We start from the raw sequence: 20,351 nt of genomic DNA, 5'->3' as shown, positions 1-20,351 counted from the left end.
CGCCTCACTTCGGCAGCGGGCCGATCATCATGACCATTTGGCGACCTTCAAGCTTTGGCATGCTTTCGATTTTGCCGATGGCTTTGGTGTCTTCTGCCACGCGTTCCAAAAGCACACGCCCCAAATCCTGGTGCGCCATCTCGCGGCCCCGGAAGCGCAACGTCACTTTGACCTTGTCGCCATTTTCAAGGAACTTGACGACATTGCGCATTTTGACTTCGTAGTCATGCACATCGGTGCCGGGACGGAATTTGACTTCCTTGATCTCGATGATCTTTTGCTTTTTGCGCGCTTCAGATTCACGTTTCTGCTGTTCATATTTGAACTTGCCGAAATCCATGATCTTACAAACCGGCGGTTCCGCGTTCGGCGAAATTTCCACGAGGTCAAGACCAGCCTCGATCGCCATTTCAAGTGCACGGGACGGTGTGACGACACCAACGTTTTCACCCTCAGCGCCGATCAGGCGGATTTCCGGCGACCGGATGCGTTCGTTGATACGAGGTCCGGTGTCACGGGTCGGCGGGGCGTTATGCGGTCTGCGGGCTATGGTAAGCTCCTATAAGTCGTTGCAATTCATGTCGCGTGAAAATAAGGCGAAACCTTGCCATATTCAAGCCAATATCGGCGTCTTCTTGCACAGAAGGCGACATGGGGCACCCATGGGGAAAAACCGGGGATCTGGCCCCTTTTCTTTGCACCTGTGTCATGTCATACGCCCATTATCCGGGAAACCATAATTCCCCGTTAATGGTGAGGACTACTCTATGACCAATCGTTTTGTAACCGGCGCGCTGATCACTGGCTTGGCCCTGTCTCTTGCAGCTTGTAAAGAAGAAGAGAAAGCGGCAGAAACCACGACCGAGAGCACCAGCTCCGTTGTTGAACAGGTCTCTGACGCAGCCGATGCAACCACCGAAGCCGCCTCTGACGCGGCTGATGCGGTGTCCGATGCGGCTGATGCCGCTGTCGACGCGGCCACGGACGCCGTTGATGCGGCCACTGACGCAGCCGAAGCAGCGGGCGAAGGCGCGGCAGACGCAGCCTCCGAAGCCGCAACCGCTGCGATGGATGCGGCTCAAAATGCAAAAGACATGGCGATCGAAGCCGCAGAAGGTGCCAAAGATATGGCAACGGATGCTGTTGAAGGCGCGAAAGATATGGTTGCCGGTGGCACGGACGAAGCCGCTGAGGCCGCCGCAGATGCCGCAGACACTGCCGCAGATGCCGTTGACACGGCAAATGAGGCGGCCGCCGACGCGGTTGAATCCGCCGCAGACACAGCAGAGGCCGCTGGCGATGCTGTTGAAACCGCGACCGACGACATGGCGACCCCTGAGGCGCTGACCGTTGAGGGCTTCGATCTTGAAAAAGCCAAAGCTCTGGTCAACGAATCGTCGCTTGACGCAACAGCCAAAGCCACCATCACCACGGCGATGGCCCAGGCGCAAAACAACCCGGAATTGCTTGGCGCAATTTTGGAAAAAGCGCGCACGCTGCTTGGCATGTAAGCCAGAGGTGATCTGATCACAGGGCCGCGCAGGGGAGACCTTGCGCGGCTTTTTAATGTCCGCTTTCTGGGTTCATGCCCATGAAAAAGCCCGCGCTCATCTCTGAGGCGGGCTTTTGCATTTGGAACGTTATGGCGTGGATCAGTCGACAAAAGCCTTTTCGACCACATATTCCTTCGGCTCGGAATTGGCACCTTCGCGCAGGCCAAAGCCATCAAGGATTTTCATGATGTCTTTGTTGAACGCCAGGTTGCCACAGACCATGCCACGGTCATTTTCCGGGCAGAGCGGTGGGATGCCGAGGTCTTCGAACACTTTGCCAGAGGCCAGATTGTCGGTGACGCGGCCCATGTGATGAAACGCTTCGCGGGTCGTCGTCGGGTAGTAGCGCAGCTTGCCGTCTTCAATCTCGGAGAGGATTTCGTCAGATTTGATATGTTCGACAAGCTGGCGACCATATTCCAACTCAGACACTTCACGGCAAGTGTGCATCAAGATGACTTCTTCAAACTTTTCATAGACTTCCGGTTCGCGCATCAAGGACGCAAAGGGCGCAATCCCGGTGCCTGTGGCGAACATCCACAACCGTTTTCCGGGCAAAAGCGCGTCCACAACGAGGGTGCCAACGGGTTTCGGTCGCAGGATGATCTCATCGCCGGGCTGGATATGTTGTAAGCGCGAGGTCAGCGGGCCGTCTTGCACCTTGATCGAATAGAATTCCAATTCCTCATCCCAAGACGGTGAGGCGATGGAATAGGCGCGCAGCAGCGGCTTTTGTTTGCCAGTCTTTGGGTCGGGATCGTTCATCAGCCCGATCATCACGAATTCGCCGGAGCGGAACCGCAGCGTTTGAGGCCGCTCGACCTTAAAGGAGAACAGGCGGTCGTTCCAATGTTTGACCTCGGTCACCTTGGCGGCGTCGGGCAGGGTGGGAACGGCTTTGGTTTTTACGTCGGCCGCGGCTTGGGGCGCTGCGGTATGGGTCGCGGATGTGTCTGTCACTGTTGTGTCTGCCACTTGCATTTGCTCGGTCATGTCTGTCTCTCGCACCGTCTTAACGGATATCGCGGATGTCTCTTTGATCCACATCAGATGAACGGGGCGAAACTCAGCCCCCTTTTGGCCCTTTACGCCCGCCCACGCAAGCGCGACTGGTAATCGCCCGCCTGCCAATCGGCGCGGGCCAGCCATTGCGCCTCGTCTTGGCGGGCGGCCAGATCGTCGGAAATCGCCACCTCGTCAAAGCCCGCGCGCCGTGCCATGGCGTATTGATCGGCAATCACATGGCCCGCTGCACGCAACCGTCCGGTAAAGCCTTTGAGCCGCAACAGCCGGGCAAGCGTAAAGCCGCGCCCATCTGAGAAGCTCGGAAAATCAATGCGGATCGCCTCCGCCCCGGCATATTGCGCGAGGGTCTCAGGGGCTGTGTCGGAAGCCAGATCAAGCCAGTCCCCGGTGAAATCCTCGGCGACAAAGCCGCTGTCTTGGATGAGTTGCGTCATGCTGCATCTCCTTTAAGCGGCACGCGCACGAATTTTCCGTCCACGAAATGGATCCCGCATTCTGTTTTCTCTTCATCGCGCCAGCGCCCGGCGCGCGGATCTTCGCCCTCTTTGACTGGTGATGTGCAGGGCGCACAGCCAATCGAAGGATAGCCTTTTGCCACCAAGGGGTGACGCGGCAGGCGGTTGTTGATCATGTAATCCTGCAAATCGCTTGGCGCCCAATAGGCCAGAGGATTGATTTTGATCCGCGTGTCCAACTCGTTTTCAAAGAAATCGAGGCTCGCGCGCGTGGCGCCCTGAAAGCGTTTGCGGCCAGTGATCCACGCGTCAAATCCCCCCAACGCCTCTTGCAGCGGTTGAGTTTTGCGCAGATCACAGCAGGCGTCCTTGTCGCTTTGATGCAGGAGGCCTTCGGGATCATGGGCGTCCAATTTGGCCCGCGACGGCCGAATGCGCCGCACATCGCGCAGATCGAGCCGCTCGATCAGGTCGAGTTGGTAGTCGATGGTTTCCTGAAACAACATCTCCGTGTCGATGAACACCACCGGCGTGTCCGGTTTCATCACCGAAATCATGTGTAACAACACCACCGACTCGGCACCAAAAGATGACACAAGTGCGATCCGCCCCAGCTCACGATCCCGCAGCGCCAGCTCCAACACCGAGGTCGCCGAATGGTGTTTGTAGCGTGCGTTCAGGCGCTCGACACGGGTGTCCACCGTGCCGAATTCCTGTTTCAAAAGCGTGGCCTCATGCGGCATTGGCTTTTTCCTCTTTGGCCGGATAGAGCGCTGCTTTGAACGGGGCCAGCCCGAGACGACGGTAGGCGGCAAGGAAGGTTTCCTCAGGCCCATCGCGCAGATCGAGATAGCACAGCAAAATGCGCTCAATCGCCGGTACGATTTCATCATAGGCAAAACCCGGCCCCGTGCGATCCCCGATCACCAAGTCTTCGGTGCCGTCGCCGCCCAGGGTGATCTGATAGTTTTCAACACCGGCGCGGTCCAACCCAAGGATGCCGATATGGCCGACGTGGTGGTGGCCACAGGCGTTGATGCAGCCGGAGATTTTGATTTTGAGCGCACCGATGTCATGTTCGAGTTTCAGCTCTTCAAACCGGGTCGCGATGCCTTGGGCGACGGGGATTGAACGGGCGGTTGCCAGCGCGCAATAATCCATGCCGGGGCAGGCGATGATGTCGCTGACCAGCCCGACATTGGCCGAGGCCAGATCAAAGGCTTTGAGGGCTGCGTGCAGCGCGGGCAGATTGGATTTATGCACATGCGGCAGGATGACGTTTTGCTCATGCGAAATGCGCAGCTCGTCATGGGCGTAATCACGGGCAATCTGCGCCAAGGCGCGCATTTGCTCTGCTGTGGCATCCCCCGGCGTTTGGCCCGGTTTTTTCAATGAGACAGTGACGATGGCGTAACCTTCGGCTTTATGCGCCGCCAAATTGGTGTCGGCCCAGGCGCGGAACACCGGGTCGGCCTCATAGGCGCGGGTATAGGCATCGACGGGTTTGTCGGCAAAGATCGGCGGCAAAAAATGCCCCTCAATCTCGCGCAGCATCTCCATGTCGATCCCACCAAAGCTCGGCTTGATCGCGGCAAAACGGTCTTCAACGCGGGCGCGGATGTCGTCGATCCCGTGTTCATGCACGGTGATTTTAATCCGGGCTTTATATTTGTTGTCGCGCCGCCCCAAAAGATTCCAAACCGACACGGTCGCTTCCAAATAGGGCAGAAGATCGTCAAAGGTCACAAACTCTTTCAAGGTCTTGCCGACCATCGGCGTACGCCCAAGCCCGCCACCGACGATGATCTCCGCGCCCAACACGCCGTCCTGACGTTTGAGCACCAGCCCGATGTCATGGGCGCGCACCACGGCGCGATCCGCCGCGGCCCCGGTGACCGCGACTTTGAATTTGCGTGGCAGGAATTGGAATTCCGGGTGATCGGACGACCATTGGCGAATGAGTTCCGCCACAGGGCGCGGATCGGCGACCTCATCGGCGGCTGCACCGGCGAAATGATCGGCGGTGACATTGCGGATGGTGTTGCCGGAGGTCTGGATCGCGTGCATTTCAACATCCGCGAGATCGGAAAGGATCGCAGGCACATCGGGCAATTTCGGCCAGTTGTATTGGATGTTTTGACGCGTGGTGAAATGTCCGTAGCCGCGATCATATTTTTCCGCGATATGGGCGAGCTGATCCATTTGATCCGGGTTCAACGTCCCGTAGGGGATCGCCACGCGCAGCATATAGGCGTGAAGTTGCAGGTAGAGCCCGTTCATCAAGCGCAGCGGGCGGAATTCCTCCTCAGAGAGGCTTCCGTCAATCCGCCGGGCGACCTGGGCGGAGAATTGCGCCACACGGTTGCGCACGAAGCTTTCGTCAAAATCGTTGTACTTATACATTTGCCGGCGCTCCTGTTTCTTGCTTGCCGTGGGGGTAGTTCGAGGGGCCTGTGCGGCGGAACTCTTCGCGGAAATGGGTCGGCTCCGGGCCATGTTTGCCCTCTGCCGCATCCGTCAGATAGGCCCCCACGACCATCCCGTCCTTTTGCGCCACGGCCAAAAGCGCCTCCGCACGCGCAGCGTCAAAGATCAATGCCGCCTCATGGAGGTCGCGCACCCAGGTGCTGCTCTCAGAGAGGTAAATCACATCCCCTTGCAAGAGTGCGTTGGCGGTGATGACTTTGGGCGTGAACGGGCGCGACATGGGACATTCCTTGCGAGACGGGTGGCGAGGGCATTGGTTTCGGCTTGCGATTTCTGTCTCTATATTTAGAACATTGTCCTAAGTTTATGCTATGGTGCGACGTCAATAAGGATGTTTGTTCCAATATGAGACCCGCGCCGGGTCGTCATTCCAAGATTGAGAGGAAAACCGAAATGCCAGTCCAACTCGACGCGATGGATCGGAAAATCCTGAGCGAACTGCAACAGGATGCCAGCCAATCTTTGGACGAAATTGCCCGAAAAGTCGGCTCGTCGAAGACGCCGGTGTGGAATCGCATCCGCAAAATGCGCGAAGGCGGCGTCATCGGTCAACAGACCGTGATCCTTGATCCGGAGAGTCTTGGGCTTGAGGCCTGTTTCTTTGTGCTGGTCAAAACCAACGCCCATGAAGCCGGGTGGCAGGAAACGTTTTTACAGGTGCTCAAACGGCGCCCCGAAGTCTTGGAGGCGCATCGTTTGGCAGGGGAGATTGATTACATCCTCAAGGTCCGGGTGAAAAACGCCAAGGCCTATGATGAGTTCTATCAGGCGCTGATCCAAGAGGTCTCAATCTACAACGTCACGGCGCTCTTATCGATGGAAGAGATCAAATCGACGACCGAACTGCCGCTCTAGTGTCATTGCAGTTTTCATTGCAGTGACAAATACTCACACGTTCCCGGTATGAGTATTTAAGCCACGGTAAAGACGTTCAGCGATTGCCAGAGCTTGTGAACATCCCGGCATCCTCGGCCGCTTTGCGCAGGGCATTGGATTTGTTGACGGTTTCCTGATACTCGCCCTCGGGATCAGAGTCGTAGACCACGCCACCGCCCGCTTGGATATAAAGCTTTTCGTCCTTCAAGACGGCCGTGCGCAGCGCGATGCACATGTCCATGTCGCCACCTGCGGAAAAGTATCCCACGCCGCCGCCATAGACGCCGCGTTTTTCCGGTTCCAACTCGTCGATGATCTCCATGGCGCGCACTTTGGGCGCGCCGGAGACGGTGCCTGCGGGCAGGCCTGCCAAGAGGGCGGAGAGCGCATCTTCGTCCTCGCGCAACTCGCCCACGACGTTGGAGACAATGTGCATGACGTGGGAATAGCGTTCGATGATGAACTCTTCGGTCGGACGCACCGTGCCGATTTTCGACACTTTGCCGGTGTCATTACGCCCCAAATCCAGCAGCATCAAATGCTCGGCCAGTTCTTTTTGATCCGAGAGCAAATCAAGCTCCAGCGCCTTGTCTTCTTCGGGTGTCGCGCCGCGTTTGCGGGTGCCCGCGATCGGTCGGATTGTGACCTCGCCGTCAAAGACGCGGACCAGAATCTCGGGCGAGGCGCCGATGATTTGAAAGCCGCCGAAGTTGAAAAAGAACATGAAAGGCGAGGGGTTGGTGCGGCGCAACGAACGGTAAAGCGAGAAGGGCGGCAGCGGGAAATCCTGGGTCCAGCGCTGCGCGGGCACGACTTGAAAAATGTCACCGGCAGTGATGTAGTCTTTCGCCTTTTCAACGGCTTGTTTGTAGCCCTCATGGGTGAAATTCGACACCGGAGCGGGGGCTGCAAAGCTTTCGCCCAGATCGTGGCTGGTCTCAGACGGCGCGCGTTCGAGATCGCGCAGCGCATCCATCACCCGTTCGGCGGCCTGCGCATAGGCGGCTTTGGCGGATTGGCCTGTGCCGACCCAAGCGGGCGACACCACGGTGACCTCGCCTTTGACCCCGTCCAGCACGGCCACCACAGAGGGGCGCATCAACACCGCATCGGGCAGGCCGATCGGGTCGGGGTTCACATTGGGCAGATGTTCGACCAGACGGATCATGTCATAGCCGAGATAGCCGAAAAGACCGGCTGCGGAAGCTGGCAATTCGGCGGGCATGTCGATTTTGCTCTCCGCGATCAGCGCCCGTAGCGAGGCCAGAGGATCGAGGTCCGACGTGGTGTAGCTGTCGGGGTCGAAGCGCGCATTGCGGTTGAGCGCGGCAGTCGTGCCATCGCATTTCCAGATCAGATCGGGTTTCAAGCCGATGATGGAATAGCGCCCGCGCACCTCGCCGCCGGTGACTGATTCAAGGATGAAACTGTCGGTGCGCGCGCCCGCGAGTTTGAGCATGATCGACACGGGCGTGTCGAGATCGGCGGCCACTTTGGCGTACACCACCTGATTGAGCCCGGCGTCATAGGCGGCCTCGAAGGTGGAGAAGGCGGGGATAAGCGTGGCCATGTCTGTCGTCTTTCTCGTCTGTCTGCCCGCCGTCTTAGGATCAAACGGCGCTTATTGGATTTGGCTGTGCACTGCGGTCAGGGCGGGTTCATTGACAGTTACGCCGTCGCGCAGGCGCAGCGCATTGGAGAAGGCGGCAATCACGTCTTGCGCCGCGCCTTGGGCGGCGGAGGTGATGTAGCCATCGGCAATGGCACTGTTTTCGTCGGTTTTGGCGGGGGCATCGACCTTGTCGATTTTGGCAATGACAACACGGCCTTGGCCGGGGATCAAGGTGGTGCCGCCAAGTGTCAGACCGGGGGCAAACACTGCGTCGATAAAGCCTGTGGGCATGGAGGCGATGTTGCCCTGACGGGTGATCGCTTCAAAGCTCTCGGACTCCAGACCCAGTTCGGTGATCGGGGTGCCCGCCGCCACATCGGTTTCAAGCGCTTCGGCGCGGGTGGTCAAAAGCGTCGAGATGGCATCGCGCTCCCAATCGGCAGAGACCTGATCACGGACCTCGTCGAGCGGACGCACAGCGGAGGGGACAATCGCGTCCAGACGCATGGCAAACACGCCACCATCGCCCAGTTCCATGATCGCCGGGTAGTCGTCGGGGCTCAGCGTTGCAACCGCGTCTTTGAAGGCGGTATAGGCGGCAATCCCGCCTTCGCTTTCGGGGGTCCAATCCATCGTGCCCAGCTCCATCTGCGTGGCCTCGGCCAGATCTTCAAGCGTCATGCCCCCGGCCAGATCATTGTCAAAGGTTTCGATCTGATCGGCAATCAGGCGCGCCGCCGCGTCTGCGGCCATTTCCACCGCCAAATCATCGCGCGCCTCTTCAAAGGAAATCTCGGTCCCGGCCAATGTGCCGTTGACCCGGTACAATGCCGGACCCAGATCGGACATCACGGGGCCGACAACGCCGGTGCCCTCAAGGGCAAACACAAGGGTGGCGGCAGCCGAGGACAGATCATCGGCGGAAACATCGCCCATATCGACGTCGATCAAATCAAGGCCGCGGGTGGTGACTTCATCCTCAAAGGAGGTTTCACCTGCAGTGATGCGTTCAGCCGCGGCTTTGGCATCCTCTTCCGTGCCATAGACCAGACGCTCGACAAGGCGGCGTTCGGGTTGGACATAGGAGGCGATATTGTCGTTATAGAGCTTGCGCAGGGCGGTTTCATCCAGCTCAACCTCATCGGTCAGCATCGCAGGCGTCAACCACGCATAGGTGACTTTGCGGGCCTCGGGCGCGGTATAGGCGTCCGGGTGGGCGTCATACCAGGCCTGGATGTCGGCATCAGAGGCAATCGGTGTGCCGGTCTCAAGGTCAGCAACTGTGAGGGTCGCGACCGAAATGGTGCGCCGTTCGCCAAGCCAATCGACCACGACCTGCCCATAGGAGGGCGGCATGGTGATGCCAGTGGCCAAAGCGCCGGTGAGAATGGCGCGCGCCGCATCTTTGCGCAGGCCTGCCTCGAAGGTTTTGCCATCGAGATTGTTGCGCGCCAGCATGTCTTTGTAGGTTTCGGTGCTGAATGTGCCGTCAAACCCTTTGAACGCATCCATCGCCAAAAGCTCCCGGCGCACCGCATCATCTCCGACCGAAATGCCGATTTTCGCGGTTTCATTGTCAAGCGCGGCCTGATCCAACAATTGGCCCAACACTTGTTGCGACAAACCAAAAGACAGGGCTTGCTGCACAGTGATGTCTTGGCCGGTCTGGCTTTCGATTGCGCGAATTTGGCTTTGCAGCGCATTGGCATAGGCGGTGGGCGTGATGTCTTCATCGCCAACACGGGCCACACGGGTGACGCCGCCGCCGAAATTTGCGGTGCCAAATCCACCCAGGCCGATGATCAGGAGGCCCAAAATCCCCCAAACCACCATTTTCGTGCCAGATTGCTTACCGGTGCCCTTGCCGTGCGCCATATGCCTTTTTCTCCCTTAAAGGTTGGCAAAGTGTCTAGGCGCTCGCGACAGGCTTCGCAAGCCGGATCACAATGAAATTTACCGTCATTTAGGGCGCAATTTGGGCCAGTCTTGTGAAAAGGTCGTGAATGCCGTCACGGTCGATATTGGCAAAGGCGATGCGCAATTGGCGTTCGGCGCGCGCGTCGCCTTCGGGCATGAAGCTGGCACCGGGCAGCAACAGGATCGACGCGTGTTTGACCAGCCAAGGCGCAAGCTCAGAGGAGGGCATCGCAAACGGGTGTTCGACATAGGCGAAGAAGGCGCCACATCCCAAGAGGTTCCAGCCCTTCGCCGCAAGCGTCGGGAAGCCTTCGTAAATCGCGGCGCGGCGGTCGAGAATCTCGGCGCGTTCACCCGCGACCCATTGGCTGAGGTTCTGCATGCCCCAAAGCGCTGCACGCTGGCCGATTTGATTGGGGCAAATCGCGACGGTGTCGAGGTATTTTTCGACCTGAGTCAGGCGGTCTGGTGAGGCAATCAGCGCGCCAACGCGGTGGCCGGTCAGGCGAAAGGCTTTGGAGAAAGAATAGAGATGCACCAAAGTGTCGTGCCAATCGGGTTGGCGGAACAGGTGATGCGGCACCTCTGAGCGGCTGTCAAAATCGCGATAGGTCTCATCGAGCACCAAAGATATGCGATGTTCGCGGGCGAGGGCGTAGAATTTGGTCAGCAACTCGGCCGGGTATTCGACGCCGCCGGGATTGTTGGGGGTGATCAACACGATGGCGCGGGTGCGCGGGGTGATCAGCCGGGCAGCAGCCTCCAAATCCGGCAAAAGGTCGTCGCCTGTGGCCAGGGGCACGGCATGGACCCCCGACATATCGCACCACATTTTATGATTGAAATACCATGGCGTTGGCAGAATGACCTCATCGCCCGGCGCCGCGATGGTCGACATGACGGCGGTGAAGGCCTGATTGCAGCCGGAGGTGATGGCGACCTCTGAAGCCTCGATTTTGGCGTGATAGGCGGCGGACCATTGGTTGGCAATTTCGGAGCGCAGCGCCGGCAGGCCCAACACGGGCCCGTAAATATGCGCCTCAATATCCTCAACCGCCATCCTCGCGATCTCCTTGCGCAGCGCCAACGGGGGGGCGGCGATGGGGGCGGCTTGCGAGACGTTGATCAGCGGGCGATCTGCGGGAAAGCTGACGCCCTCGACCCACTCTTTGGCTGCAATGATCGGCGAACGAAAGGTGCGGGACATTGGGGCGGCGAGGGGCAGGGGTAGAGGCATCGCGGGGTCTCCTGAGCGAGGGCTGTGAGCAGGTCAAAGCTAGGCAGGTTCCAAACGCACTGCAATTGCAGAAACGCTCACAGCTGAGTGAGCGTGATCGGGGCGCGGGCATGGCGTGTTATCTTTATGACCCCAAATGCGACAAGGCGCTGAAAAAAAAGGCTTTCACCAAGGCGTGATGCAAAGAATAGGGGGGATTCATCCGCCATTAATCAAATCGCCCTTTTGATTGTTTCAATGGAGGCAGAGAGCCCCATGTGAAAAAGCATGTGAATAAGGCGGCAACGCCAAGGGCCGAATGAGGTCAATGTCGAAAAGGTGAGGTTTGCCCTATGGAGCAGATGAAAAATCAGGCGCTGATTGCGGATTTAAAGGCGGCGCTTTTGACCGCCCAAGAAGGCGAAGCGGTGCAGGCGGAGGCGATGACGGATCACATCCGCGAGCGGTCCTACGAGGTCGAACTGCGGTTGGCGGGGTATATGATCCGGTCCGCCTGCGGCGCGATTGATGGGGTCTTGCGCAGCATGGACTTTGACAACAGCGTGGCATTCGCTGTGCATGAGATCGAAAAGCTGGAGCGCGTGGTGCGCCAGCTTTCCCCTCAACCCTACGCGGCGTGAGTTTGGCCCGCGTGAGTTTGGGCTAAGCCTTAGTCTCGGCCGCGGTAAGGCTGAACATATTGCAGGGCCATATCCCATGGGAAGAAAATCCAGGTGTCTTGCGACACTTCGGTGATGAACGTGTCAACCTGTGGCCGCCCTGCGGGTTTGGCGTAAACGGTGGCGAACTGTGCGTTCGGATAGAGTTCGCGCACCAGCTTTAGGGTTTTGCCACTGTCCACCAGATCGTCGATGATCAAAATCCCGGTGCCATCGCCCATGATATCCTTGTCGGGGGCTTTCAACACCACTGCTTCGGATTGGTCTTGGTGATCGTAGGATTTGACCGAGATCGTGTCGACCGTGCGAATGTCCAATTCGCGTGCGATGATCATCGCCGGAGCCATGCCGCCACGGGTGATTGCCACAACGGCACGCCATGCACCATCGTCCGGCCCCTTGCCATCCAACCGCCACGCCAGCGCCCGGCTGTCGCGATGGATCTGGTCCCAGCTGATGTGAAACCCTTTTTCATGCGGCAAGCGATCGGACATTTCAAAATCCTTTGATGAGGACGGTGTTGATGGGGTCGTGTTCAAGTTGGCGCCTTTTTTGCCGCGAAAATCGCGCCACCACAATCTCTTACAGCGGGGTTTCTTAAAAAACTGCGAAAAAGATCGGGGAATCCTGTCGTCATATACCCGGGTGCAATGCGAAACGGAGGCCGAAGCCCTCGTTTTACCATTTGTCTTTATGTCGGCGGTTTAGCCTTTGGTGATGTCCGGCGCGTCCACCGCCTTCATCCCAACCACATGATAGCCGGCATCAACGTGGTGGGTTTCGCCGGTGACGCCCGAAGACAGGTCCGACAAGAGGTAAAGCGCGGAGCCGCCGACATCATCAATGGTCACATTGCGGCGCAGCGGCGAATTGTATTCGTTCCACTTCATAATGTAGCGGAAATCGCCAATGCCCGAGGCGGCCAGCGTTTTGATCGGCCCGGCGGAGATCGAATTGACCCGGATGCCGTCTTTGCCCAAATCTTCGGCCAGATAGCGCACGGAGGCCTCAAGCGCGGCCTTGGCCACACCCATGACATTGTAATGCGGCATCACGCGCTCGGCGCCGTAATAGGTCATGGTCAACATCGACCCGCCATCCACCATCAGTTTCGCGGCGCGTTGGGCCACGGCGGTGAAGGAATAGACGGAAATGTCCATGGTCAGGTTGAAATTGGCGCGGGTGGTGTCGACGTAGCGGCCGCGCAATTCGGCTTTGTCGGAAAAGCCAATGGCGTGGACGATGAAATCCATCTTGCCCCATTTCGCCTCGATGGCGGCAAACAACGCATCAACCGAGGCTTCGTCCGAAACATCGCATTCGACGACGAAATCCGAGCCCAACCGTTCAGCCAGCGGGTCGACTCGCTTTTTCAACTGTTCGCCTTGATAGGAAAAGCACAGCTCGGCGCCATGGTCCGCCAAGGCTTGTGCGATGCCCCAGGCGATCGACTTGTCATTGGCAAGCCCCATGATCAGGCCCCGCTTTCCATCCATCAGTTTGGTCATATTTGGCCCTCACCTGTATAGAATTCATGTTGGAAAGTGCTTTAGGGCTTTTGCGCAAACCTAGCAAGTCTGGGGGGAGTAAATTCGTGACGCGGCGTCAAAATCTGCCCAAGATGATTCAGGGTATGTTTTGGTGCGCCTTGTTGTGCCGCTCACAAAGGGCTATCCACGAGGCAAACAGGAGGTGAGCCATGGTGTCGCGTAAAGGTATTTTTGCAGGGGACGATCCGTTCGAGATTGCCCGCCAATGGCTCAAATCGGCTGAGGCAACAGAGGTCAATGACCCCAATGCCATCGCCTTGGCCACGGTCGATTCCGATGGGTTGCCGAATGCGCGCATGGTGTTGCTCAAAGATATCGCGGATGATGCGTTCGTGTTTTTCACCAATTATGAAAGCGCCAAGGGCCAGGAAATCGAGAGTTCTGGCAAGGCCGCTTTTGTCATGCATTGGAAAAGTTTGCGTCGACAAGTTCGTGTGCGCGGCCTGGTGACACGCGAAAGTGACGCCGCCTCTGACGCCTATTATTCATCGCGGGCCTTGGGGTCGCGGATCGGGGCTTGGGCGTCAAAACAGTCGCGGCCTCTGGCGTCCAAAACGGCGCTGATGGAAGCGGTGGCCAAAGCGGGGCTGAAACACGGGCCAAATCCGAAACGTCCCCCATTTTGGGGCGGTTACCGGATCACCCCGCTTGAAATCGAGTTTTGGGCCGATGGCGAGTTTCGCCTTCACGACCGATTTAAATGGACCCGTGCGACTGTGACGGAGGCTTGGACGATTGAGCGTCTAAATCCCTGATAAGACGGCGGGTTGACCTAACGGCAATCATGCAATTGATCAAAAAGACAGGTCAAGCAGGTCTTGAACCTTTGTCTTCTTTGACGCAGGGTCTGCCGCAGGGATGAGGGGCGAAAGCCCCGCTAATTGCGGGTTGGTGCGTAGGCGCCGCCCCTTTTGAGTGTGGAAATATGAACGATACAGGCTTGGAAAAGGTTGTATCGGGCCATGTCAAATGGTTCGATCCAACGCGTGGTTTTGGTTTTGTGGTCTCCGACGAAGGTGGCCCTGATATTTTGTTGCACGCAAATGTATTGCGCAATTTCGGCCAAAGTTCAGTTGCAGATGCCGCCTTGATCCGCTTGTCGGTGCAAGAAACCGATCGTGGGGTTCAGGCGATTGAGGTTTTGGGGATTGAACCCCCGGTTCAGTCCGATGGCCCGATGCTTGAAGATCTCGAACAGGTGGACGGGGGCGGACTTGATCTGCCGTTGGAACCGGCGCGGGTGAAGTGGTTCGATAAGGGCAAGGGCTTTGGCTTTGCCAATGTGTTTGGTCGCCCCGAAGATGTGTTCGTGCATATCGAGGTGCTGCGCCGCTCCGGTCTTGCCGATCTGATGCCCGGTGAGGCCATTGGCCTTCGGGTGATCGAGGGGCGGCGGGGCCGCATGGCGGCGCATGTGACGGCCTGGGATCATGCAGTGGAAGAGGCGCATGCAGAGACATTGGACAGTGATTCCTAATCAATGTGCGACCTTATCTAAGGTTGCGGTGTGCCTTTGTGTGATGGCGCTTTCGGGTGCGGCACAGGCGCAGGCGACACCTGCTTCTTCCTCTCAGGCCTGTCGTATGGATGAGGTGGTTTTATCCGGTCCCTCGGTTTCGGCGCGCTTTAGCGTCGAGCTGGCCGATGATGCTGGCGAGCGTGCGCTGGGCTTGATGAACCGGCCTGAGATGGCGCAGTCTCACGGCATGCTCTTTGTGTATGACACATCGGGTCCCGTGGCGTTTTGGATGGCCAATACGCTGATCCCTCTGGATATGATCTTTGTTGATCGTCGGGGCGTGATCACAAAGGTGCATGAGCGCGCCGTGCCGTTGGATCGCACACCGATCTCAGGTGGAAACGCGGTCTTTGCTGTGCTTGAGATCAATGGCGGGCTGGCTGGCGCGATGGGGATCTCGGTGGGGGATGTTTTGCGTCATCCGGCCTTTGGGCCAGAGGCCGCAGATCCCTGTGACTGAGTGCGGAATGAATAAAGGTTTCACTTTGCGCAGAAAACGTCTTTTCATCGGGCGCAGAGCAGGGTAGGAACCGCAGCACGGTCGGGGCGTGGCGCAGCCTGGTAGCGCACCTGTTTTGGGTACAGGGGGTCGGAAGTTCGAATCTTCTCGCCCCGACCATTTTTCTCAGAGAGACATCGCTCATTGCGGCGCTATTGCGGCATGAACGGTTTTGGTGAGAGTTTGGGGCGCATCTGCGCTCCTTTTTCGTTAAAGCGTCACGCCTTTAATCTGAGACTGGAAAGCATGATGCTTTAGGCGCCCTTTGTTCATGCGCCGCGCCTCTGCAACGGTTGTGGTCGATCTCTCCACCTTTGCATGATGTGCCGAGAAATTTGATTCGAATGCTGTCTGGCGGCGAAGTTTCAACCTAACGATGATTTGAGATGGGAAGTGACCCGTTAAAGCTGTATATTTCCCTTGAAATTCTCATGAATGACCTCTTTCTGCGCCTGCGAAGAGGTCGGGTGAGCACAATATGTTGTGTGCCGACCGTTTGGGGAAATTGCTCAGGCTGAGTGCGCCTGACTATTTTTTTTGCACCGGTCACTTATCCACAATTGCTCGCGCAATTGGTTAACGTATTTGGCGAAACCTATGGGAAACAAAGGAAAATTTATTAACGCCGGAATATTCGAATCGCGCCCGCCTGTGGGCAATTTTCGTCAACCGATTTTTTGGTTTACGAAGCCTTAAAATGACATTGACCTGAGGGGCAAACACGCTGCACATTGTGTGAGCTGGTTGACGGAACACTACATTTAGTTGTTGTCAGGCGGTGAGGGACAAGAGTCGCGGGGAAGAGATCCAACGAGTGACCGCCGGGGAACCGATCTGAAACCGGCGTTTTAGGTAGGGAATTGCGGATTATTTCGTTTGATCGACCACCAAGACCAGACCGAAGACATGAGAGACTCACCTGACAGACCGAACGCGATGCGCGGCTTCGGAGTGAGGAGAATTTTGCTCTGCGGTCGCGATGTCGCTCACTGGCTTAAACACAAGATGTAGATGGGCATGCGGCGGGCGATGAGTTGAGACATGCGGCGGATTTGAATCTGTGTTCGAAGCCACCGCGGATCTGAAAAGCAACGGGCTTTGACGGGCTGAATCAGGTTGAGGCCTGATAAAATGAGGCGGGCATAAGATGAAAATCGAACGTAAATTCACCAAAGTAGGCCAAGACGCATATGCGGAGTTGGAATTCACCACCACCACCTCCGAGATTCGCAATCCGGACGGCACCGTGGTGTTTAAACTTGATGATTGTGAAATCCCGGCGCGGTGGTCGCAGGTGGCATCCGATGTCATCGCTCAAAAATATTTCCGCAAGGCCGGTGTCCCGGCCGCGTTGAAAAAAGTCCGTGAAAAGGGCGTTCCGTCGTTTTTGTGGCGCTCCGTTCCCGACGAAGAGGCGTTGGCGAAACTGCCTGAGGACGCGCGCTTTGGCGGCGAGACCTCGGCAAAACAAGTGTTCGACCGTCTGGCGGGGGCTTGGGCCTATTGGGGCTGGAAGGGTGGTTATTTCACCTCTGAGGACGACGCCCGCGCCTATTACGATGACATGCGCTTTACCTTGGCGGCGCAAATGGGCGCGCCGAACAGCCCGCAGTGGTTCAACACCGGTCTGCATTGGGCTTACGGCATCGACGGTCCGGGGCAGGGGCACTATTATGTCGATTACAAATCCGGGGAGCTGACCCGTTCGAGTTCCGCCTATGAGCACCCGCAGCCCCATGCCTGTTTCATCCAATCGGTGAAAGACGATTTGGTGTCTGATGGCGGCATCATGGACCTTTGGGTCCGCGAGGCGCGGCTGTTCAAATACGGCTCCGGCACGGGCACCAATTTCTCGTCCCTGCGCGCCGCCAACGAAGCGCTGTCGGGCGGTGGCAAATCCTCCGGCTTGATGGGGTTCCTCAAAATCGGTGACCGGGCCGCCGGTGCGATCAAATCGGGCGGCACCACGCGCCGTGCCGCGAAAATGGTGATCTGTGACATGGATCACCCGGATATCGAAGAATTCATCAACTGGAAGGTGATCGAAGAGCAAAAAGTGGCGTCCATCGTCGCAGGCTCCAAGATGCACGAACGTCAGTTGAACCAGATTTTTGACGCCATTGGCACATGGGATGGCAAAGAGGACGACGCGTTCGATCCGTCCATAAACGCAGCCCTGAAAGCGGCGATCAAATCCGCCAAACAGGTCTGCATCCCGGAAACCTACGTCAAGCGGGTGTTGGATTACGCGAAACAGGGTTATGCCTCGATCGAATTCCCGACCTATGACACCGATTGGGACTCCGAGGCCTACGCCTCTGTGTCGGGCCAAAACTCCAACAACTCCGTGCGCGTCACCGATGCGTTCCTCAAGGCCGTCAAAGACGACGCCGAATGGGAGCTGTTGCGCCGCACCGATGGCAAGGTCGCCAAGACCGTCAACGCTCGCGATCTGTGGCAAGACGTCGGTCACGCCGCATGGGCCTGTGCCGATCCGGGCATTCAGTTCCACGACACGATCAACGCCTGGCACACCTGCCCGGAAGACGGTCAAATCCGCGGCTCGAACCCCTGTTCCGAATATATGTTCCTCGATGACACGGCGTGTAACTTGGCCTCGATGAACCTTCTGACCTTCCTCAAAGACGGTCGTTTTGACGCCGAAGCCTATATGCATGCGACTCGGATCTGGACGCTGACGCTTGAGATTTCGGTGATGATGGCGCAGTTCCCGTCAAAAGAAATCGCGCAGCGCTCCTATGACTTCCGCACGCTGGGTCTTGGCTATGCCAACATCGGCGGGTTGTTGATGAACATGGGCTTTGGTTATGACTCGGACGAGGGCCGGGCATTGGCGGGCGCTTTGACCGCGATCATGACTGGCGTGTCCTATGCCACATCCGCCGAAATCGCCGGCGAATTGGGCGCGTTCTCGCGCTATGAGGCCAACCGCGACCACATGCTGCGCGTCATTCGCAACCACCGCACCGCCGCCTATGGCAAATCCACCGGCTACGAAGCCCTTGAGGTCAAACCGGTGGCATTGGATCATGCCCATTGCCCGGATGCGCATTTGGTCGAACTGGCCAAAACCGCATGGGATGAGGCGCTGAGCCTTGGCGAGAAAAACGGCTTTCGCAATGCACAGGTTTCCGTGATCGCGCCGACCGGCACCATCGGTTTGGTGATGGATTGCGACACCACCGGGATCGAGCCGGATTTCGCGCTGGTGAAATTCAAGAAACTCGCGGGCGGCGGCTATTTCAAAATCATCAATCGCTCGGTGCCTGCAGCATTGGAAAAACTCGGCTACCCCTCAAACGAGATCGAAGAGATTATCTCCTATGCGGTCGGCCATGGGTCCATCGGCAATGCGCCGGGGATCAACCACACCGCGCTGATCGGCCACGGCTTTGGCGCGGCTCAGATCGAGAAAATCGAAGCCGCGCTGCCCTCCGCTTTCGACATTCGCTTTGTGTTCAACCAATGGACGCTGGGCGAAGATTTCTGCACCGGCACTTTGGGCATTCCGAAGGCCAAGCTCAACGATCCGTCCTTTGATTTGCTGCGTTCCCTGGGCTTTACCAAGGCCGACATCGACGCCGCCAATGATCACGTTTGCGGCACGATGACGCTCGAAGGCGCGCCTTTCCTCAAAGAAGAGCACTATTCGGTGTTCGATTGCGCCAATGCCTGTGGCAAAAAGGGCAAGCGTTATCTGTCGGTCAACAGCCATATCACCATGATGGCCGCGGCACAGTCGTTTATCTCCGGCGCGATTTCCAAAACCATCAACATGCCGAACGACGCCACCATCGAGGATTGCCTGGCCTCCTATGAGCTGTCCTGGTCTTTGGGGGTGAAAGCCAATGCGCTTTACCGCGATGGCTCGAAACTGTCGCAGCCTCTGGCGAGCGCTTTGATCGACGATGATGACGAGGCCGAGGAAATCCTCGCCACTGGCACGCCGCAGGAAAAAGCCGCCGTTCTGGCCGAGAAGATCGTTGAAAAGGTGATCATCAAAGAAGTGGCGCGGGGCCGTGAAAAACTTCCCAGCCGTCGCAAAGGCTACACCCAGAAATCGGTCGTCGGCGGGCACAAGGTCTATTTGCGCACTGGCGAATATGAGGATGGCACCCTGGGTGAGATTTTCATCGACATGCACAAAGAGGGTGCTGGCTTCCGGGCGATGATGAACAATTTCGCCATCGCAATCTCGGTCGGTCTGCAATACGGTGTGCCGCTCGAAGAGTTTGTCGATGCCTTCACCTTCACCAAATTCGAGCCCTCGGGCATGGTGCAGGGCAATGACTCGATCAAAAACGCCACGTCGATCCTGGATTACATCTTCCGCGAATTGGCCGTGTCCTATCTGGACCGTACCGATTTGGCCCATGTGAAACCGGCGGGTCATGCCTTTGACGATCTGGGGCGCGGCGAAGAAGAGGGCGTGGCCAATGTGCAAAAGCCGTCTGAGGCCGCCTCTGCCAAATCCATCGAAGTGCTGAAACAAATCTCTTCGACCGGCTATCTGCGCAAACGGATGCCGCAGGAATTGATCGTGCTTCAGGGCGGGATGCAAAGCGGGGTTGTGGCGCTTGACAGCTCGATTGACGCCGATGTCGCTCTGCAAACGCTGGTGTCTGAGGTCAAACAAACCTCTGTCAAGGTGGAGACGGCGCTGTCTTCTGGCTCGGTGTCGATGGACGCGCGCACCAAGGCGAAAATGCAGGGCTACGAGGGCGATCCCTGTGGCGAATGCGGCAACTACACCCTGGTGCGCAACGGCACCTGCATGAAATGCAACACCTGCGGCGGCACGTCGGGCTGTAGCTGAGGGGCATGAGACAGATGGATATTGTCAGATTTCAAAATTTCTTACGAAATTTCGAAATACGTCGAAAACTGAATGCGGGCTGAGTTTATGAAAGTGTCAAAAGTATCAATGCCTTGCTTTGACT

Annotated in this window: 18 protein-coding genes and 1 tRNA gene; 8 read left to right on the top strand and 11 right to left on the bottom strand. The window is 57.6% G+C overall.

Annotated elements, in window-relative coordinates; translation table 11 throughout:
* Positions 1-4 precede the first annotated feature (4 nt).
* Complete coding sequence (infC, locus tag C8029_RS00460) at positions 5-499, bottom strand: translation initiation factor IF-3 (RefSeq protein WP_226946198.1); 495 nt, start codon at positions 497-499, stop codon at positions 5-7.
* Positions 500-767: 268 nt separating this feature from the next.
* On the opposite strand from infC, the gene C8029_RS00455 reads away from it, so the two are divergent.
* Positions 768-1,511, top strand: a complete 744-nt coding sequence (locus C8029_RS00455) for a translation initiation factor 3 (protein WP_152002008.1) — start codon at positions 768-770, stop codon at positions 1,509-1,511.
* Between the two features lie 141 nt (positions 1,512-1,652).
* On the opposite strand, the gene C8029_RS00450 is transcribed toward C8029_RS00455, so the two are convergent.
* From C8029_RS00450 to C8029_RS00430, 5 genes are all read right to left on the bottom strand, one after another.
* Positions 1,653-2,546: a ferredoxin--NADP reductase gene (locus C8029_RS00450; protein WP_226946194.1), complete on the bottom strand. Its 894-nt coding sequence runs from the start codon at positions 2,544-2,546 to the stop codon at positions 1,653-1,655.
* A gap of 92 nt (positions 2,547-2,638) precedes the next feature.
* On the bottom strand, positions 2,639-3,013 hold the full coding sequence (locus tag C8029_RS00445) for a DUF934 domain-containing protein (RefSeq protein ID WP_009573455.1): 375 nt from the start codon (positions 3,011-3,013) through the stop codon (positions 2,639-2,641).
* Positions 3,010-3,777, bottom strand: a complete 768-nt coding sequence (locus tag C8029_RS00440) for a phosphoadenylyl-sulfate reductase (protein ID WP_152002007.1) — start codon at positions 3,775-3,777, stop codon at positions 3,010-3,012. The genes C8029_RS00445 and C8029_RS00440 overlap by 4 nt, the downstream gene beginning before the upstream one ends.
* Positions 3,767-5,437, bottom strand: a complete 1,671-nt coding sequence (locus C8029_RS00435; RefSeq protein WP_152002006.1) for a nitrite/sulfite reductase — start codon at positions 5,435-5,437, stop codon at positions 3,767-3,769. Before C8029_RS00435 ends, C8029_RS00440 begins: the two co-directional genes overlap by 11 nt.
* Entirely contained in the window at positions 5,430-5,741 is a 312-nt protein-coding gene (locus C8029_RS00430) for a DUF2849 domain-containing protein (protein ID WP_152002005.1), read from the bottom strand. Before C8029_RS00430 ends, C8029_RS00435 begins: the two co-directional genes overlap by 8 nt.
* A gap of 173 nt (positions 5,742-5,914) precedes the next feature.
* On the opposite strand from C8029_RS00430, the gene C8029_RS00425 reads away from it, so the two are divergent.
* Complete coding sequence (locus tag C8029_RS00425) at positions 5,915-6,376, top strand: Lrp/AsnC family transcriptional regulator (protein ID WP_009573459.1); 462 nt, start codon at positions 5,915-5,917, stop codon at positions 6,374-6,376.
* 76 nt (positions 6,377-6,452) lie between these two features.
* Here C8029_RS00425 and trpE read toward each other — a convergent pair whose 3' ends face one another.
* The 3 genes from trpE to C8029_RS00410 all read right to left on the bottom strand — a co-directional run bounded on the left by trpE (position 6,453) and on the right by C8029_RS00410 (position 11,163).
* A complete protein-coding gene (trpE, locus tag C8029_RS00420) occupies positions 6,453-7,967 on the bottom strand; it encodes an anthranilate synthase component I (protein WP_009573460.1) in 1,515 nt (504 codons plus the stop codon).
* 51 nt (positions 7,968-8,018) lie between these two features.
* Positions 8,019-9,884 carry a SurA N-terminal domain-containing protein gene (locus tag C8029_RS00415; protein WP_152002004.1) on the bottom strand — a complete coding sequence of 622 codons (1,866 nt, stop codon included), beginning with the start codon at positions 9,882-9,884 and terminating at the stop codon, positions 8,019-8,021.
* Positions 9,885-9,972: 88 nt separating this feature from the next.
* Positions 9,973-11,163, bottom strand: coding sequence for an aminotransferase (locus C8029_RS00410; RefSeq protein ID WP_152002003.1), 1,191 nt, complete (start codon positions 11,161-11,163; stop codon positions 9,973-9,975).
* A 332-nt stretch (positions 11,164-11,495) separates the two neighbouring features.
* Between C8029_RS00410 and C8029_RS00405 the strand changes: the two genes are divergently transcribed.
* Complete coding sequence (locus tag C8029_RS00405; protein WP_009573463.1) at positions 11,496-11,783, top strand: hypothetical protein; 288 nt, start codon at positions 11,496-11,498, stop codon at positions 11,781-11,783.
* 29 nt (positions 11,784-11,812) lie between these two features.
* On the opposite strand, the gene gpt is transcribed toward C8029_RS00405, so the two are convergent.
* Together gpt and fabI are read right to left on the bottom strand one after the other, a co-directional pair.
* Positions 11,813-12,316: a xanthine phosphoribosyltransferase gene (gpt, locus tag C8029_RS00400; protein ID WP_009573464.1), complete on the bottom strand. Its 504-nt coding sequence runs from the start codon at positions 12,314-12,316 to the stop codon at positions 11,813-11,815.
* A gap of 210 nt (positions 12,317-12,526) precedes the next feature.
* Positions 12,527-13,330, bottom strand: a complete 804-nt coding sequence (gene fabI / locus C8029_RS00395) for an enoyl-ACP reductase FabI (RefSeq protein ID WP_009573465.1) — start codon at positions 13,328-13,330, stop codon at positions 12,527-12,529.
* A 191-nt stretch (positions 13,331-13,521) separates the two neighbouring features.
* Between fabI and pdxH the strand changes: the two genes are divergently transcribed.
* The 5 genes from pdxH (at position 13,522) to C8029_RS00370 (ending at position 20,227) form a co-directional block, all read left to right on the top strand.
* On the top strand, positions 13,522-14,127 hold the full coding sequence (gene pdxH, locus C8029_RS00390; RefSeq protein WP_009573466.1) for a pyridoxamine 5'-phosphate oxidase: 606 nt from the start codon (positions 13,522-13,524) through the stop codon (positions 14,125-14,127).
* Between the two features lie 170 nt (positions 14,128-14,297).
* Entirely contained in the window at positions 14,298-14,849 is a 552-nt protein-coding gene (locus tag C8029_RS00385; RefSeq protein ID WP_009573467.1) for a cold-shock protein, read from the top strand.
* 43 nt (positions 14,850-14,892) lie between these two features.
* Positions 14,893-15,351, top strand: coding sequence for a DUF192 domain-containing protein (locus C8029_RS00380; protein WP_009573468.1), 459 nt, complete (start codon positions 14,893-14,895; stop codon positions 15,349-15,351).
* Positions 15,352-15,433: 82 nt separating this feature from the next.
* Positions 15,434-15,510: transfer RNA gene (locus C8029_RS00375), tRNA-Pro, on the top strand.
* 1,027 nt (positions 15,511-16,537) lie between these two features.
* Positions 16,538-20,227: a vitamin B12-dependent ribonucleotide reductase gene (locus C8029_RS00370; RefSeq protein ID WP_009573469.1), complete on the top strand. Its 3,690-nt coding sequence runs from the start codon at positions 16,538-16,540 to the stop codon at positions 20,225-20,227.
* Positions 20,228-20,351: the final 124 nt, after the last annotated feature.

Source organism: Roseobacter sp. TSBP12 (assembly GCF_009129705.1).
GTDB lineage: Bacteria > Pseudomonadota > Alphaproteobacteria > Rhodobacterales > Rhodobacteraceae > Celeribacter > Celeribacter baekdonensis_A.
Note: the sequence above shows the minus strand (reverse complement) of the source record. Positions and strands in the feature narration are given on the sequence as shown.

Coding starts and splice junctions, on each gene's coding strand:
- C8029_RS00455 (WP_152002008.1), top strand. CDS start 768: ATGACCAATCGTTTTGTAACCGGCGCGCTGATCACTGGCTTGGCCCTG.
- C8029_RS00450 (WP_226946194.1), bottom strand. CDS start 2,546: ATGACCGAGCAAATGCAAGTGGCAGACACAACAGTGACAGACACATCC.
- C8029_RS00445 (WP_009573455.1), bottom strand. CDS start 3,013: ATGACGCAACTCATCCAAGACAGCGGCTTTGTCGCCGAGGATTTCACC.
- C8029_RS00440 (WP_152002007.1), bottom strand. CDS start 3,777: ATGCCGCATGAGGCCACGCTTTTGAAACAGGAATTCGGCACGGTGGAC.
- C8029_RS00435 (WP_152002006.1), bottom strand. CDS start 5,437: ATGTATAAGTACAACGATTTTGACGAAAGCTTCGTGCGCAACCGTGTG.
- C8029_RS00430 (WP_152002005.1), bottom strand. CDS start 5,741: ATGTCGCGCCCGTTCACGCCCAAAGTCATCACCGCCAACGCACTCTTG.
- C8029_RS00425 (WP_009573459.1), top strand. CDS start 5,915: ATGCCAGTCCAACTCGACGCGATGGATCGGAAAATCCTGAGCGAACTG.
- trpE (WP_009573460.1), bottom strand. CDS start 7,967: ATGGCCACGCTTATCCCCGCCTTCTCCACCTTCGAGGCCGCCTATGAC.
- C8029_RS00415 (WP_152002004.1), bottom strand. CDS start 9,884: ATGGCGCACGGCAAGGGCACCGGTAAGCAATCTGGCACGAAAATGGTG.
- C8029_RS00410 (WP_152002003.1), bottom strand. CDS start 11,163: ATGCCTCTACCCCTGCCCCTCGCCGCCCCAATGTCCCGCACCTTTCGT.
- C8029_RS00405 (WP_009573463.1), top strand. CDS start 11,496: ATGGAGCAGATGAAAAATCAGGCGCTGATTGCGGATTTAAAGGCGGCG.
- gpt (WP_009573464.1), bottom strand. CDS start 12,316: ATGTCCGATCGCTTGCCGCATGAAAAAGGGTTTCACATCAGCTGGGAC.
- fabI (WP_009573465.1), bottom strand. CDS start 13,330: ATGACCAAACTGATGGATGGAAAGCGGGGCCTGATCATGGGGCTTGCC.
- pdxH (WP_009573466.1), top strand. CDS start 13,522: ATGGTGTCGCGTAAAGGTATTTTTGCAGGGGACGATCCGTTCGAGATT.
- C8029_RS00385 (WP_009573467.1), top strand. CDS start 14,298: ATGAACGATACAGGCTTGGAAAAGGTTGTATCGGGCCATGTCAAATGG.
- C8029_RS00380 (WP_009573468.1), top strand. CDS start 14,893: ATGGCGCTTTCGGGTGCGGCACAGGCGCAGGCGACACCTGCTTCTTCC.
- C8029_RS00370 (WP_009573469.1), top strand. CDS start 16,538: ATGAAAATCGAACGTAAATTCACCAAAGTAGGCCAAGACGCATATGCG.